Here is a 14861-nt window from a genome sequence, read left to right as displayed (position 1 = left end):
CAGGCTCGATGCCACCACCGCAGGCTCGGCGATGGCGGCTGCTCGTTCGGACTGCCATGCTTTCCCCTGGGCGGTTTGGCGCCGCCCGGGAAAGGTGACGGCATGGGTAGCACTACGCAGCTGCGCCCAGGGTTGTCGCAACGGCAGCTGAACATGATCGCAATCGGCGGTGTGATCGGCGCCGGATTGTTCGTCGGATCCGGCGTGGTGATCCGCGATACCGGGCCGGCGGCGTTTTTGACGTACGCGATCTGCGGTGTGCTGATCATCCTGGTGATGCGGATGCTGGGCGAAATGGCCTCGGCCAACCCGTCGACGGGCTCGTTCGCCGATTACGCGGCGAAGGCCCTCGGTGACTGGGCGGGGTTTTCGGTCGGCTGGCTGTATTGGTACTTCTGGGTGATCGTGGTCGGCTTCGAGGCCGTCGCCGGCGGGAAGGTGCTCAACTACTGGTTGCCCGCGCCGCTGTGGCTGTCCTCGCTGTGCCTGATGCTGCTGATGACCGCGACGAACCTGTTCTCGGTGTCGTCGTTCGGCGAATTCGAATTCTGGTTCGCCGGCATCAAAGTCGCGACCATTGTGGTATTCCTCGGCCTCGCAACGACTTTCGCCCTCGGTTTGTGGCCGCACCGGCACCTGGACTTCGCCAACCTGGTGTCGCATGGCGGTTTCTTCCCGAAAGGCGTGTGGGCCGTCTTCGCTGCCATCGTGGTGGTGATCTTCTCGATGGTCGGCGCCGAGGTAGTGACCATCGCCGCCGCCGAAAGCCGCGATCCCGAGCGTGCAGTGCGCCGGGCCACCAACTCCGTGGTCGCGCGCATCACGATCTTTTTCGTCGGCTCCGTCTTTCTGCTCGTCGTGGTTATGCCGTGGAATTCGGTGGAACTGGGTTCGTCTCCGTATGTTGCCGCCCTCAAGCACATGGGTATTCCCGGCGCCGATCAGCTCATGAACGCGGTGGTGCTCACCGCGGTGCTGTCCTGCCTGAACTCGGGTTTGTACACCGCGTCGCGCATGCTGTTCGTGCTCGCGGACCGGGGCCAGGCGCCGACCCGGCTGGTCAGGATCAGCCGGCGCGGGGTGCCGCACGTCGCCATCGTCTGCTCGTCGGTAGTGGGCTTCCTGTGCGTGCTCATGGCGTGGCTCTCGCCCGGCACGGTGTTTCTCTTTCTGCTCAACTCCTCCGGTGCCATCATCCTGTTCGTCTACTTGCTGATCGCGCTGTCGCAGATCATCCTGCGCCGCAGGACATCTGACGAAAGGCTGCGAGTACGAATGTGGTTCTTCCCGGTGCTGTCGATTCTCACTGCCGCCGGAATCGTGGCTGTACTGGTGCAAATGGCGTTCGACCACAGCGCCCGTAGTCAGCTGTGGCTCAGCCTGCTGTCCTGGGCGGTGGTGATCGCGCTGTACTTTGCCATGGCGACCAGACGCAAAATCAGTGAGCCACAGGCGAATTAGGGTGCTTTTACATCCCACTTGCGCTCGACGGCCTTCACCAACGCCGTCAGAGTCGCGTTCACCGGTGCCTCGACCCCGACCCGCGCCCCTTGGCGCGGCACCGCGCCGTTGATCACGTCGATCTCGCTGACCCGATGCGCCTCGTGGTCGAGCAGCGCCGACGGCTTCGCGTCGGGCATGCCGGCCCCGAACGCCCGTACATGCGCGACGGGATCGGCGACGGCAACAGCGATTCCCGACGCCCGCGCGACGGTCCAAGCCTCCGTCGCTGCCGCCCGGCTGACGGACCCCATCTCGGGATCGTCCATCACCTGCCCCACCGTCATCCCGGTCAGCGCACATGGCGCGCTGTAGGCGACGTTGCAGATCAGCTTCTCCCATTGCATGGCCGCGATGTCGGCGACGGCCGCAGCGTCGAATCCGGCCTGGGTCCACGCCTGTGCGATGGACTCGACGGTCGCCAACGGCAAGGACGAGTAGGCGCCGAAACGCATTGCGCGCATGGCATTGTGGTGCACATGTCCGGGTGCGACGCGCGATGCGCCGAAACCGCTGGCGATCCCAACGGCTAGCCGCTGGTCGCCGACGATGCCGGCGACGGTCTCCGCCGAGCCTAGGCCGTTCTGGATCGTCAGCACCGCGGTGTTCGGTCCGAGCATCGGAAGCGCTTGCTGCGCACCGGCTTTCACGTCGGCGGCCTTGACGGCGAGCACGATCAGGTCCATCGTCTCCGGTGGAGCGGTGGTGGCGGCGCGCAGCGGCACCGTCTGGTCGTAGCCGGGACCGGTGACCCGCAGGCCGTTCCTGGTGATCTGCTCGATGCTGGGCTGGTAGCTGTCGATGGCCAGCACGTCGTTGCCGGCCGCGGCAAGTCTGGCGGCATAGATGGAACCCATTGCACCACAGCCGATTACCGCGATCTTCATCTGCGTTCTCCTAGCCGGTCAACTCGGTGATCAGCGCGGCCAGACCGGCCTTCTGCTCCAGCCCGAAGCCGGGTTCGTCCGTCGGCGTGATGCGGCCGTCGCGCAGCGAGCAGCCGTCGGAGTATCCGCCGAAGGGCTGGAACACGCCGGGGTAGGACTCACACCCGCCCAGTCCCAGCCCGAGAGCGATGTGCAGGTTGATCAGGTGTCCGCCGTGCGGGAAGGCAAACCGACGATCGAAGCCGTGGGCCTCGAGCACCTCGAGCATTCGCGCGTACTCGGTCAACCCGTAGCTCAAGCCGGCGTCCATCTGGAAGATGTCGCGCCCGGGCCGCATGCCCCCGTATCGAACCAGGTTCGTGACGTCGGGCACCGAGAAGAGGTTTTCACCGGTCGCTACCGCGCCGTCGTAACAGCCCGTCACTGCCCGGTTGAGCTCGAAATCCAAAGGGCCGCCGGGCTCTTCGAACCAACGCAGGCCGTATGGGGTCAGGGCCTTAGCCCACTGCACGGCCGCCTGCCGGTCGAAGCGTCCGTTGGCGTCGACCGCCACCCGGCCGCCGTCACCGACCACGTCGACGACGGCCTCGATCCGGGCCAGATCCTCGTCCAGCGGGGCTCCGCCGATTTTCGTCTTCACAGCGTCATAGCCCAGGTCGAGGTAACCGCGCATCTCGTCGCGCAGGCGCTCCGTGCCCCGGTCGTCGGGGTAGTAGTAACCGCCGGCGGCATACACCGCGACACTCCGGGCCGGCTCACGCCGAAAGTGGCGGGCGATGGTCGCGTAGGCGGGTTCGTCGGCGAGCTTGGCGTTGAGGTCCCAGCACGCCAGTTCCAGGGCCGCGGCGGCCGCGGCCCGATCTCCGTGGCCGCCGGGCTTCTCGTCGGTGAGTGCGCAGGCCGCCACCGCTGCGGGATCAATCCGTCCCGAATCGTCGAGCAAGGCTTCCGGGGTTGCGGCCAGGACGCGCGGGATCAGCCGGTCGCGCAGGATCCCGCTTTGCGCGAAGCGGCCGATCGAGTCGAAGGCGACGCCGACCACTCGTCTGCCGTCCCGTTCGGCGATCAGGGCGACCAGCGACACGGTGTGGCCGGCGAAGTTGATGACAGCGTTGGCCGGGCTGCCGTGGAGCCGGACGGCCCGTTCCCGGATCGCGGTGATCCGCATCACTCGGCGGTAAACAGCACCGCCTCTTCCCACGGCAGCCTGGCGAAGATCGCGCGGCCGCGGGTCACATGCGCCGCCGCGGCGTCCCTGCTGACCACCGTCGGATTGGTGATTCCGATGGTCTTGCCGTTGCGGCGCATTTGGCCGCTGCCGGTCGCCTTGAGGTTTTTCAGCCAGTCCCGGTCGGGGCCGTAGGCCAGCGGAACTGCGACGCCGGGCTTGCCGTCCACGCTGGTGGTGAAGGCGTTGACGGGCGTGCGGTAACGCTTTCCCGAACGGCGGCCGACGTGCTCAATGATCGCGTAGCCGGGCAGCCGGCCGGCCCACAGCCGCTGAACGGGATTGGTCACGTACCGGTTGAAGCGGGCGAGTCGTTCGGGAAATCGCATGCCACCCATCCAACTCGTCGGCCCCAGCGGACTTCAACCCGCGGGCAGCAAGCGACGGGCCAGCCGCGCTGCCCGGGTGGGCGGTGGATGCCAGGGCTGCTGGTCGTCCGCAGGCCACGCGTAGCAGGGTGTCTCGCCGCACAGCAGCCGGCGCAGCCCGGGAATGTCCAGCTCGCAGGCGGACCAGTCGTAAAGGCTTTCCAGCCGCGGCTGGATGACACCGACGTCCAGCACGTGGGCCAGGCCGTGTTCGCCCTTGAGGTAGGGCGCGAGGTCGTTGCCGAGCGGATAGCGGTCGGGAAGCACGCGCGACAGCGACAGGAAAATGCCGGTCATCCCAAGCCGTGGATCGCCCAGTGGCCGGCCCACGAGGGCCAGCCGGTCCAGCGCCAGCCGGGGCGCGGCCACCAGGGCATGCGCATACAGGACCCGCATCAGCACCAGGTTGATGAAGAACCGTTCCACCCGGGACTCTTGCCATGCCAGGTGCTCATGCTCAAGATAAGCGCCGACGACGCTGGTGTTGTGGGCGCGATACCAGCGCCCGGCGGACGGATGACGGATGAACTCGAGCGACGCGGCCAACGCCGGTGAGTCCGGCTTCCCGGAATGACCGAACGACAGGGCGCGGGCTTCCCAGCCGTCGCGAAGCAACCGTTCGTTCATGGCTCGCCACCATGGACTGCCCGGCCTCGCGCCAGCCGCTGGGTTCAGCAGGCCGCGTCGCAGCTGCCATGCCATGAACGCCGACGCCGCCTGCCGATACGGCAGATGACCCCGGTCGAGGTCGGCGGGGACCCGGTAGAGCTCCCGCATCAGTGCCAGCCGACCGTGCGGATCGTCGCGGACCGCGGCGACCCGGGCCTGTGCGACCGCCGCGGCCGACTGCCGTGTCATCAAGGCACTCTTACACCCTGTAGTTGAACCGGTCGAGGATGCTGAGACACTGGTCGGCATGGGTAGCACCGACCAGGCGACCGCCAGCGTGCGCGCCTCGGCGCGGCTGTTCGACGACGCCTCCCGGGTCATCCCTGGTGGAGTGAATTCTCCGGTGCGGGCCTTCACCGCGGTGGGCGGCACCCCGCGCTTCATCACCGAGGCCCACGGCTGCTGGCTCACGGACGCCGACGGCAACCGCTACGTCGACCTGGTCTGCTCATGGGGTCCGATGATCCTGGGCCACGCCCACCCCGCCGTCGTCGACGCGGTCGCCAAGGCGGCATCGGGTGGCCTGTCGTTCGGGGCGCCGACGCCGGCCGAGACCCAGCTGGCGGCCGAGATCATCGGCCGGGTGACGCCGGTCGAGCGGATCCGACTGGTGAACTCGGGCACCGAGGCCACCATGAGCGCCGTGCGGCTGGCCCGCGGCTTCACCGGCCGGGCCAAGATCGTCAAGTTCTCCGGCTGCTACCACGGGCATGTGGACTCGCTGCTTGCCGACGCGGGCTCGGGCGTGGCGACGCTTGGCCTCCCGTCGTCGCCCGGGGTGACCGGCGCGGCCGCAGCCGACACAATTGTGTTGGCTTACAACGACATTGACGCGGTGCGGCAGACGTTCGCGCGGTTCGGCGACGAGATCGCCGCGGTGATCACCGAAGCCAGCCCGGGAAACATGGGCGTCGTCCCGCCCGCGCCGGGCTACAACGCCGCCCTGCGAGAGATCACCGCCGAGCACGGCGCGTTGCTCATCGTCGACGAGGTGATGACGGGCTTCCGGGTGAGCCGAAGTGGTTGGTACGGAATCGATCCGGTGCCCGCCGACCTGTTCACCTTCGGCAAGGTGATGAGCGGGGGGTTGCCGGCCGCCGCGTTCGGCGGACGCGCCGACGTGATGGAGCGGCTGGCGCCGCTGGGCCCGGTGTACCAAGCCGGCACCTTGTCGGGAAACCCGGTGGCGGTGGCCGCCGGGCTGGCCACGCTGCGGGCCGCCGACCAGCAGGTGTATCGCGCGCTGGATGACAACGCCGATCGTCTGGCCGGGTTGCTAGCCGACGCGTTGACCGATGCCGGTGTGCCGCACCAGATTTCGCGTGCAGGCAACATGCTCAGCGTCTTTTTCACCGAGACGCCGGTGACCGATTTCGCGTCCGCGCGGGCCAGCCAGACCTGGCGTTACCCGCCGTTCTTCCACGCCCTGTTGGACGCCGGCGTCTACCCGCCGTGCAGTGCCTTCGAGGCATGGTTCGTCTCGGCCGCTCTGGACGACACCGCGTTCGACCGGATCGCCGACGCCTTACCCGTCGCGGCCCGGGCTGCTGCCGGCGCGAAGGAATCGTGATGGCCGAGCAAACCCGAGTCCACCTGGTCCGCCACGGCGAGGTGCACAACCCCACCGGCATCCTCTACGGACGCCTGCCCGGATTCCACCTGTCCGAGCGGGGCCGCGCCCAGGCGGCCGCCGTCGCCGACTTCCTGGCCGACCGCGACGTCGTCGCCGTCATCGCCTCCCCGCTGCAGCGGGCCCAGGAAACCGCGGCACCCATCGCCGCCCGCCACGACCTGCCGGTGGACACCGACCCGGACCTGATCGAATCGACCAACTTCTTCGAGGGCCGGCGCGTCGGCCCAGGTGACGGCGCGTGGCGCGACCCCCGGTTCTGGTGGCAGCTGCGCAACCCGTTCACCCCGTCATGGGGTGAGCCCTATGCCGAGATCGCAGCCCGGATGGTGACCGCGGTGGAAAAGGCGCGCGTGCGCGGCGCCGGGCATGAGGTGGTGTGCGTCAGCCACCAGCTGCCGGTGTGGACGGTGCGGCTACATCTGACCGGCAAGCGGGTCTGGCACGACCCGCGGCGGCGCCAGTGTGGGCTGGCGTCGGTGACCACGCTGGTCTACGACGGCGACCGGTTGGCCGGCGTCGAATACTCCCAACCGGCGGGTCCGTGACCATGCGCGGGCTGGCGATCGCACTGTTGGTCACGCTGCTGGCGGGCTGTGCCGGCCGCGACGCCGTGGCGCAGGGCGGCACGTTCGAGTTCGTCTCGCCCGGCGGCAAGACCGACATCTACTACGACCCACCGGCTAGTCGCGGACGGCCGGGCCCGCTTTCCGGCCCCGACCTGGCGGATCCGGCGCGCACCATCTCGCTGGACGACGCGCAGTTCGCCGGCCGTGTCGTCGTCATCAACGTATGGGGGCAGTGGTGTGGGCCCTGCCGCGCCGAGGTCACCCAGCTGCAGCGGGTGTACGACGCCACCCGCGATTCCGGGACGTCTTTCCTGGGCATCGACGTCCGCGACAACAGCCGCCAGGCCGCGCAGGACTTCGTCAACGACCGCCATGTCACGTTCCCGTCGATCTATGACCCGCCGATGCGCACCCTGATTGCCTTCGGCGGCAAGTATCCCAGCTCCGTCATCCCCTCCACGCTGGTGCTGGACCGCCGGCATCGGGTCGCGGCGGTGTTCCTGCGCGAACTGCTGGCCCAGGATCTGCAGCCCGTGGTGCAACGGTTGGCTGCCGAGGCGCCATGACCGGGTTTGCCCACGTCGCCGCCGCCGGGCCGCTGCTGGTGGCCCTGGGCGTGTGTTTGCTGGCCGGGCTGGTGTCGTTCGCCTCGCCGTGCGTGGTGCCGCTGGTGCCGGGCTATCTGTCGTACCTGGCGGCGGTGGTCGGGGTCGCCGAGGATTCGCCGGCCGGTGCTGTCAAAGCCCCGCCGGCGGCCCGCTGGCGCGTCACCGGGTCGGCGGCGCTGTTCGTGGCCGGATTCACCACGGTGTTCGTGCTGGGCACCGTCGCGGTGCTGGGAATGACCTCGACATTGATCACCAACCAGGTGCTGCTGCAGCGGGTCGGTGGCGTACTGACCATCGTGATGGGGCTGGTGTTCGTCGGGTTCATCCCCGTGCTGCAGCGCCCCGCCCGGTTCAGCCCGCTGCAACTGACGACGGTGGCGGGGGCGCCGCTGCTGGGCGCGGTCTTCGCGCTTGGCTGGACGCCCTGCCTGGGCCCGACGCTGACCGGGGTGATCACCGTCGCCTCGGCCACCGAGGGTGCCAACGTGCCGCGCGGAATCGCGCTGGTAATCGCCTACTGCCTGGGGCTGGGCATCCCGTTCGTGTTGCTGGCATTCGGCTCGGCCGGGGCCGTCGCGGCGCTGGGCTGGCTGCGTCGCCATACCAGGGCAATCCAAATCTTTGGCGGCGTGCTGTTGATCGCCGTCGGTGCCGCGCTGGTGACCGGGGTCTGGAACGAGTTCGTCGGCTGGCTCCGCGACGCGTTCGTGTCCGACGTGAGGTTGCCGATTTGATGGCGCGAGCAGTGGCGCGAGCAGACGCAAAATCCCCCCAAAATGGGCCATTTTGGGGGATTTTGCGTCTGCTCGCCGTAAAAAAGCTGTGGCGCTCGCTGACGTCGATGGGCACCGCGCTGGTGCTGCTGTTCCTGCTGGCGCTGGGCGCGATACCCGGTGCACTGTTGCCGCAGCGCAGCCTTAACGCCGGCAAGGTCGACGACTACCTCACGGCCCACCCGGTGATCGGCCCATGGCTCGACCAGCTGCAGGCCTTCGACGTGTTCTCCAGCTTCTGGTTCACCGCCATCTACGTGTTGCTGTTCGTGTCCCTGGTCGGCTGCCTCACCCCGCGGATGATCGAGCAGGCCCGCAGCCTGCGCGCCACCCCGGTCGCCGCGCCGCGCAACTTGGCCCGGCTGCCCAAGCACGCCACCGCCCGGACCACGGGCGACCCCGCCGCACTGGCCGCCACCATCGCCGGCCGGCTGCGCGGCTGGCGCTGCACAGTCCGGCACGAGGGTCAGACCGTCGAGGTGTCCGCCGAGAAGGGCTACCTGCGCGAATTCGGCAACCTGCTGTTCCACTTCTCGCTGCTGGGCCTGCTGGTCGCGGTGGCGGTCGGCAAGTTGTTCGGCTACGAGGGCAACGTCATCGTCATCGCCGACGGCGGGCCCGGGTTCTGCTCGGCGTCGCCGGCCGCGTTCGACTCGTTCCGGGCCGGGAACACCGTCGACGGCACCTCGCTGCACCCCATCTGCATCCGGGTGAACGACTTCGCCGCCAACTACCTGTCGTCCGGGCAGGCCACCTCGTTTGCCGCCGACATCGTCTACCAATCCGGCAAGGATCTGACCGCAAATGTGTGGCGGCCCTACCGGCTGGAGGTCAACCGCCCGCTGCGGGTCGGCGGTGACCGGGTCTACCTGCAGGGCCACGGCTACGCGCCCACCTTCACGGTGACCTTCCCGGACGGGCAGACCCGCACGTCAACGGTGCAATGGCGACCCGACAACCCGCAGACATTGCTGTCGTCGGGTGTGGCTCGCATCGACCCGCCGGCCGGCAGCTACCCCAACGCCGAGCAGCGCCGCAAACACGAGATCGCGATCCAGGGCCTGCTGGCGCCCACCGAACAGCTCGACGGCACCCTGCTGTCGTCGCGGTTCCCGGCGCTCAACGACCCGGCGGTGGCCATCGACATCTACCGCGGCGACACCGGGCTGGACACCGGCCGGCCCCAGTCACTGTTCGCCCTGGACCCGCGGCTGATCGAGCAGGGCCGGCTCACCAAGGAGAAACGAGTCAACCTGCGCGTCGGGGAAGTCGTGCGGCTGGACCCTGATGGCACCACGGTCCGCTTCGACGGCGCCGTGCCTTTCGTCAACCTGCAGGTCTCCCACGACCCGGGCCAGGCCTGGGTGCTGGTTTTCGCCATCACGATGATGGCCGGACTGCTGGTGTCGCTGCTGGTCCGCCGGCGACGGGTGTGGGTGCGGCTTGTCCCTGCCGGCGACGAGGCCGCCGGTACGGTGAACGTCGAACTGGGCGGTCTGGCGCGCACCGACAACTCCGGGTGGGGCGATGAGTTCGAGCGGCTGACCGAGCGGTTGTTGGCCGGGCTGAGCCACCCCGACGACGAGCCCGCAACGGCGGCCACGAGGAGTTCTCAGGTGAACCTGCAATGAATACCCTGCATGTCAACATCGGCCTGTCCAGGTACTCCGACTGGGCGTTCACCTCGGCGGTGGTGGCGCTGGTGGTCGCGCTGCTGCTGTTGGCCTTCGAGCTGGCCTACGTCGGCAGCCGCCGCGCCGACACCCGCGCGCGAGCGCTGGCCGCCGTCCCCGCCGGCGTCGCCGCCGACAGCTCGACTCCGGGCGTGGTGGTGGACGCTGCGCAACGCCCGTTCGACGAACGCGTAGGGCGGGCCGGGCTGGCCGTCGTCTACCTCGGTATCGGGCTGCTGTTCGCCTGCATCGTGCTGCGCGGCCTGGCCACCATGCGGGTGCCGTGGGGCAACATGTACGAGTTCATCAACCTGACCTGCTTCAGCGGTCTGGTCGCCGGCGCGATCGTGCTGCGCCGCCCGCAGTACCGCCCGCTGTGGGTCTTCCTGCTGGTGCCGGTGCTGATCCTGCTCGCCGTCTCCGGACGCTGGCTCTACGCCAACGCCGCGCCTGTGATGCCCGCGCTGCAGTCGTACTGGCTGCCCATTCACGTGTCGGTGGTCAGCCTGGGTTCGGGGGTGTTCCTGGTCGCCGGCATCGCCAGCGTCTTGTTCCTGTTGCGCACATCGCGGCTGGCGGAGCCCGACGCTGACGGCGCACTGGCCCGGGTGGTGCGGCGGTTACCCGACGCGCAGACGCTGGACCGGGTTGCCTATCGGACCACGATCTTCGCGTTCCCGGTGTTCGGTTTCGGTGTCATATTCGGCGCCATCTGGGCCGAGCAAGCCTGGGGCCGGTACTGGGGCTGGGACCCCAAGGAGACCGTCTCGTTCATTGCCTGGGTGGTCTACGCGGCCTACCTACATGCCAGGTCAACGGCGGGATGGCGGGACCGCAGGGCGGCCTGGATCAACGTCGTGGGCTTCGTGGCGATGGTCTTCAACTTGTTCTTCGTTAACCTGGTGACTGTAGGCCTGCATTCCTACGCGGGCGTGGGCTGACTGATCGTCAGCATTCGGCCCGGCCAACAAGCAACCGAGGGGCCAAGCAGCGGCCCAAAGGGGGAACTGCACGTGTCCGAGCATCAAGTGGGGGCGCCCACCGGCCAAGGCGGCCGTGGCGCGGCGGATCCTCCCACCCGGGAGTTGCCGCCCTACCAGGCCGAGCCGCCCCACCATGGCGAGCCGCATTCCGGCAGCGAACCTCCCACGCGTGCCTTCGCGGGGTTCCGCACCCAGACGCGGCGCCCGGGCGTCGACCCGCGCGGCCTCGTCCCACCCACCGCACCGGCTCCGGTGGCGCCCTGGGACTCGAGTCCGGCGACCGGCATCCGGCCGATCGAACCGGGATTCGGCGGCTACTACACCGGCCCGGCTGAGGCATCCGCCGCTCACGTGGACGCCCCCTTCCGACCGGAAGCCGTGCCACACACGCCGTATCCGGAGCTGTCCACCAGCATGCTGTTGCGACCGATCAAGCCGCCGCCGACCGAGGGCTGGCGCCGGCTGCTCTACGTGCTGTCCGGGCGGCTGATCAACGTGGGCGAAAGCCCGCGCGCCGCCCGGCACAACGACCTGGTGGCGCAGATCAACCGGCCGTTGCGGGGGTGCTATCGCATCGCCGTGCTGTCGCTCAAGGGCGGCGTCGGCAAGACCACCATCGCCGCGACGCTGGGCGCCACCTTGGCTTCCATCCGCGGAGACCGGGTGGTGGCCGTCGACGCCAATCCGGATCGCGGGACGCTGAGCCAGAAGATTCCGCTGGAGACGTCGGCAACGGTGCGGCAGCTGCTGCACGACGCCGGAACCATCGAGCGGTACAGCGATGTCTCCCGCTACACCTCGCGCGGGCCGAGCGGGCTGGAAGTGCTGGCGTCCGAAAGCGATCCGTCCGTGTCGGACGCGTTCAGCGGCGAGGACTACCGCCGCACCCTGGACATCCTGGAGCGGTTCTACGGCCTGGTGATCACGGACTGCGGCACCGGGCTGCTGCACTCGGCCATGTCGGCGGTGCTGGCCAAGTCCGACGCCCTGATCGTGGTCAGCTCGGGGTCCATCGACGGCGCCCGCAGTGCGTCGGCGACGCTGGATTGGCTGGACGCGCATGGCCACGAGGACCTGGTGCGTTCGTCGGTCGCAGTGATCAATGCGGTACGGCCCAGGTCGGGCAACGTCGACATGCAGAAGGTACTCGACCACTTCTCACGACGCTGCCGCGCGGTGCGGCTGGTGCCATTCGACCCGCACCTCGAGGAGGGCGCCGAGGTGGATTTGTCGCGGCTGCGGCGGCAGACTCGCGAAGCGCTCACCGAGCTGGCTGCCGTTGTCGCCGGTGGATTCCCTAGCGAGTCACGGGCCAACGTGGGACATGCTTAACGCGGGTTGTTGTCCCCGTGGCTCAACCGCCACAAGAAGTCCGGATCGTCGTCTGGGCCGATGACACGAGTTTTGGGCCGGTTGGCCTGCGCCCGCGCCGCACGCCAGCCGAAATAGATCAGCGTCCCCAGAATTAGGACCAGGAACAGGTAGAGCACTCGACACCTCCTTGGAGCGAATATACCTGCGCCGTAGGCTCGGGGCTGTGTCGAAAGGGCAGAGCGGCAGTACCACTGGGACAGCTGAGAACGACGGTCGGGATCGGGCGCCCCGGGTGGTTCCCGACGTTCTGCTGTACGCGACGGCTCGACTGCTCCTGGTCGTGGTGGTCGGTGCCGCGATTTACGGGACGGCGCGGTTGCTGGGGGTCACGGAATTCCCGATCGCCGTGGCGGCGTTGTTCGCCCTCATCATCGCGATGCCGTTGGGCATCTGGGTGTTCAGCCCGCTGCGCCGGCGCGCCACCGCGGCGCTGGCGATTGCCGACGAGCGCCGACGCGCCGAGCGGGAAAAGCTGCGGGCCCGGCTGCGCGGTGAGGCGGTGGCCGACGATGAGGCCGACGGGGAGCCGAGCGAGGGGGCGTGAGCTACGCGTCGCAGTGCAGCGGCATCCGGACCACCTGCGCGGCGTAGCTCAGGCCCGCGCCGTAGCCGATGAGCAGGGCCAGATCGTTCGGCTTGGCCGCACCCGTGGCCATCAGTTCGGCCATGGCCAACGGGATCGACGCCGCCGAGGTGTTTCCGGCCTGCTCGATGTCGTTGGCGACAATCACGTCCGGTCGCAACTTCAGGTTCTTGACCAGCAGTTCGTTGATTCGGCTGTTGGCTTGATGAGGTACGAACACGTCGATCTGATCCGGCCCGACGCCGGCGACCTCTAGTGCTCTGCGCCCGACGTCGCCCATCTGGAACGCCGCCCAGCGGAACACCGCGGGACCTTCTAGCCGCACGAATGGGCGTGGGCCACTTGGGTTTTGGGCGAACGTGATCCAGTCGATGTCCTGGCGGATGGCGTTGGCCTGTTCGCCGTTGCTGCCCGCGACGGTCGGCCCGATGCCCTGGAACGGTGTTTCGCCGACCACCACCGCGGCCGCGCCGTCGGCGAAGATGAAGCAGTTGCCGCGGTCGTACATGTCGATCGTCGGGGACAACTTCTCCGTGCCGACCACCAGCATCTTGGCGGCACCGCCGCCCCGGATCATGTCGGCCGCCACACCCAGCGCATAGCCGAAGCCGGCGCACCCGGCGGACAGGTCGAACCCAAGAATGTCCTTGGCGCCCAACGCCGCTGCCACCATCGGCGCCGCCGGCGGGGTCTGCAGGAAATGCGTGTTGGTAGTGAGGATCACGCCGTCGATGTCGGCTGCGTCCAGCGATGCGTTCTTCAGTGCCCGCCGGCAGGCCTCAGTAGCCATGGAAGCGGCGGATTCGTCGTCGGCCGCGAAGCGGCGGGTCTTGATCCCGGTTCGGCTATAGATCCACTCGTCGGACGAGTCGATGTTCTGGCAGATCTCCTCATTGGTCACTACGCGCTCTGGCCGATACGCCCCGACGCTGAGCATCCCGATGCTCTTGGCGCCGGTGCTGCTGGCGATCTCCGTCATGCCCATCCTCAGTTCGTTGTATCTGACTGTAGACATTGGCGGCCGAGCAGACGCAAAGCCCCCCGGGCGGGCATTGATTCTGCGGTGGCGGCGACCCTTTCTCGCAAAACTGCGCCCTGAGCGCAGAGTGAACGCCGTCAGACGGGCCGCCCTACCAGGCAAGCGCCGATGCCACCGCCGTCGCCCACACCACCATCGCCAGACCGGTGTCACGCAGCACCGGAATCAACTCGGGCCCGCCGCGGCCGGCGCGCACCGGTCGGGCAGCACGCAGCGCCAGCGGCGTGGCCACCAGCCCGACCGCACACCACGGCGTCGCGAGCATCAAAACCAGCGTCAGCAGCCCGGCGCTGGCCAGCAACCCCTGATACAGCACCCGGGTGCGGGTATCGCCCAGGCGGACGGCCAGCGTCAACTTGCCGGACTGCGCGTCGGTGGGGATGTCCCGCAGGTTGTTGGCCACAAGCACCGACGACGACAACGCGCCCGTCGCCGCAGCCAACACCAGCCCCACCCAGTCCACCCGCAATGCCTGGGTGTACTGCGTGCCCAGCACGGCGACCAGGCCGAAGAACACGAACACCGCGAGTTCGCCGAAGCCGGCGTAGCCGTACGGCCTGGAACCCCCGGTATAGAGCCACGCCCCCGCGATGCAGACCGCGCCGACAGCGATCAGCCACGGCGAGGTGAGCAGCGCCAAAACCAGCCCGGCCACCGCGCCCACCGTCAGGCCCGCGATCGCCGCGGCCAGCACCGCCCGCGGCGTCGCCAGCCGCGAACCCACCAACCGCACCGGGCCGGCCCGATTGTCATCGGTGCCGCGGATGCCGTCGGAGTAATCGTTGGCGTAGTTGACCCCCACAATCAGCGCCACCGCGACAACCAGCGCGAGCAGCGCCTTCCACCACACCGCGGAGTGCAGCCAGGCCGCCGCGCCGGTGCCCGCGACCACGGGTGCCACCGCGTTGGGCAGCGTGCGCGGACGCGCACCGGATATCCACTGCGTGAAAGTGGCCACCCAGGCAACGTAAGGCATC

16 protein-coding genes are annotated in these 14861 nt (G+C 68.8%); 9 read left to right on the top strand and 7 right to left on the bottom strand.

The annotated features are described in order from the left end of the window. The first annotated feature begins 102 nt into the window (after positions 1-102). Positions 103-1461 carry an amino acid permease gene (locus tag AC5Y2L_RS00945; protein ID WP_499943437.1) on the top strand — a complete coding sequence of 453 codons (1359 nt, stop codon included), beginning with the start codon at positions 103-105 and terminating at the stop codon, positions 1459-1461. Here the strand turns inward: AC5Y2L_RS00945 and AC5Y2L_RS00940 are convergent. Genes AC5Y2L_RS00940 through AC5Y2L_RS00925 form a run of 4 tightly spaced genes read right to left on the bottom strand, consistent with a single transcriptional unit; the run spans position 1458 to position 4841 of the window. Further along, entirely contained in the window at positions 1458-2387 is a 930-nt protein-coding gene (locus AC5Y2L_RS00940) for a ketopantoate reductase family protein (RefSeq protein ID WP_499939572.1), read from the bottom strand. The genes AC5Y2L_RS00945 and AC5Y2L_RS00940 overlap by 4 nt on opposite strands. 10 nt (positions 2388-2397) lie before the next feature. Further along, positions 2398-3555 carry an enolase C-terminal domain-like protein gene (locus AC5Y2L_RS00935; RefSeq protein WP_499939570.1) on the bottom strand — a complete coding sequence of 386 codons (1158 nt, stop codon included), beginning with the start codon at positions 3553-3555 and terminating at the stop codon, positions 2398-2400. Next, a complete protein-coding gene (locus AC5Y2L_RS00930; protein ID WP_499939568.1) occupies positions 3555-3944 on the bottom strand; it encodes a nitroreductase family deazaflavin-dependent oxidoreductase in 390 nt (129 codons plus the stop codon). The genes AC5Y2L_RS00935 and AC5Y2L_RS00930 overlap by 1 nt, the downstream gene beginning before the upstream one ends. 33 nt (positions 3945-3977) lie before the next feature. Further along, positions 3978-4841 carry a hypothetical protein gene (locus tag AC5Y2L_RS00925; RefSeq protein WP_499939566.1) on the bottom strand — a complete coding sequence of 288 codons (864 nt, stop codon included), beginning with the start codon at positions 4839-4841 and terminating at the stop codon, positions 3978-3980. A gap of 58 nt (positions 4842-4899) precedes the next feature. Here AC5Y2L_RS00925 and hemL point away from each other — a divergent pair, with 58 nt between their 5' ends. The 7 genes from hemL (at position 4900) to AC5Y2L_RS00890 (ending at position 12220) form a co-directional block, all read left to right on the top strand. Then, the gene (gene hemL / locus AC5Y2L_RS00920; protein WP_499939564.1) at positions 4900-6222 is read left to right on the top strand and encodes a glutamate-1-semialdehyde 2,1-aminomutase; all 1323 of its coding nucleotides are present in this window, start codon (positions 4900-4902) and stop codon (positions 6220-6222) included. Further along, positions 6222-6830 carry a histidine phosphatase family protein gene (locus AC5Y2L_RS00915; protein ID WP_499939562.1) on the top strand — a complete coding sequence of 203 codons (609 nt, stop codon included), beginning with the start codon at positions 6222-6224 and terminating at the stop codon, positions 6828-6830. Before hemL ends, AC5Y2L_RS00915 begins: the two co-directional genes overlap by 1 nt. 2 nt (positions 6831-6832) lie before the next feature. Beyond that, positions 6833-7417, top strand: a complete 585-nt coding sequence (locus tag AC5Y2L_RS00910; protein WP_499939681.1) for a TlpA disulfide reductase family protein — start codon at positions 6833-6835, stop codon at positions 7415-7417. Beyond that, positions 7414-8193, top strand: a complete 780-nt coding sequence (locus AC5Y2L_RS00905; RefSeq protein WP_499939560.1) for a cytochrome c biogenesis CcdA family protein — start codon at positions 7414-7416, stop codon at positions 8191-8193. Before AC5Y2L_RS00910 ends, AC5Y2L_RS00905 begins: the two co-directional genes overlap by 4 nt. 86 nt (positions 8194-8279) lie before the next feature. Beyond that, complete coding sequence (locus AC5Y2L_RS00900) at positions 8280-9863, top strand: cytochrome c biogenesis protein ResB (protein ID WP_499938621.1); 1584 nt, start codon at positions 8280-8282, stop codon at positions 9861-9863. After that, positions 9860-10846 (top strand): c-type cytochrome biogenesis protein CcsB, encoded by a 987-nt coding sequence (gene ccsB / locus AC5Y2L_RS00895; protein ID WP_499938609.1) that lies wholly within the window; start codon positions 9860-9862, stop codon positions 10844-10846. The genes AC5Y2L_RS00900 and ccsB overlap by 4 nt, the downstream gene beginning before the upstream one ends. A 66-nt stretch (positions 10847-10912) precedes the next feature. After that, entirely contained in the window at positions 10913-12220 is a 1308-nt protein-coding gene (locus AC5Y2L_RS00890) for a MinD/ParA family ATP-binding protein (RefSeq protein WP_499938620.1), read from the top strand. Here the strand turns inward: AC5Y2L_RS00890 and AC5Y2L_RS00885 are convergent. Beyond that, entirely contained in the window at positions 12217-12378 is a 162-nt protein-coding gene (locus tag AC5Y2L_RS00885) for a hypothetical protein (RefSeq protein WP_499938608.1), read from the bottom strand. The two genes, AC5Y2L_RS00890 and AC5Y2L_RS00885, sit on opposite strands and share 4 nt — an antisense overlap. A 47-nt stretch (positions 12379-12425) precedes the next feature. On the opposite strand from AC5Y2L_RS00885, the gene AC5Y2L_RS00880 reads away from it, so the two are divergent. Beyond that, the gene (locus AC5Y2L_RS00880; protein WP_499938606.1) at positions 12426-12806 is read left to right on the top strand and encodes a DUF4229 domain-containing protein; all 381 of its coding nucleotides are present in this window, start codon (positions 12426-12428) and stop codon (positions 12804-12806) included. 1 nt (position 12807) lies between these two features. On the opposite strand, the gene fabH is transcribed toward AC5Y2L_RS00880, so the two are convergent. Both fabH and AC5Y2L_RS00870 read right to left on the bottom strand, forming a co-directional pair. Further along, positions 12808-13824 carry a beta-ketoacyl-ACP synthase III gene (fabH, locus tag AC5Y2L_RS00875; protein ID WP_499938604.1) on the bottom strand — a complete coding sequence of 339 codons (1017 nt, stop codon included), beginning with the start codon at positions 13822-13824 and terminating at the stop codon, positions 12808-12810. Between the two features lie 151 nt (positions 13825-13975). Continuing rightward, positions 13976-14842 carry a 1,4-dihydroxy-2-naphthoate polyprenyltransferase gene (locus tag AC5Y2L_RS00870; RefSeq protein ID WP_499938602.1) on the bottom strand — a complete coding sequence of 289 codons (867 nt, stop codon included), beginning with the start codon at positions 14840-14842 and terminating at the stop codon, positions 13976-13978. Between the last annotated feature and the right edge of the window lie 19 nt (positions 14843-14861).

The sequence above is a fragment of the Mycobacterium sp. NGS66 genome, from assembly GCF_059812225.1.
This window is presented reverse-complemented; position numbering and strand designations above follow the sequence as displayed.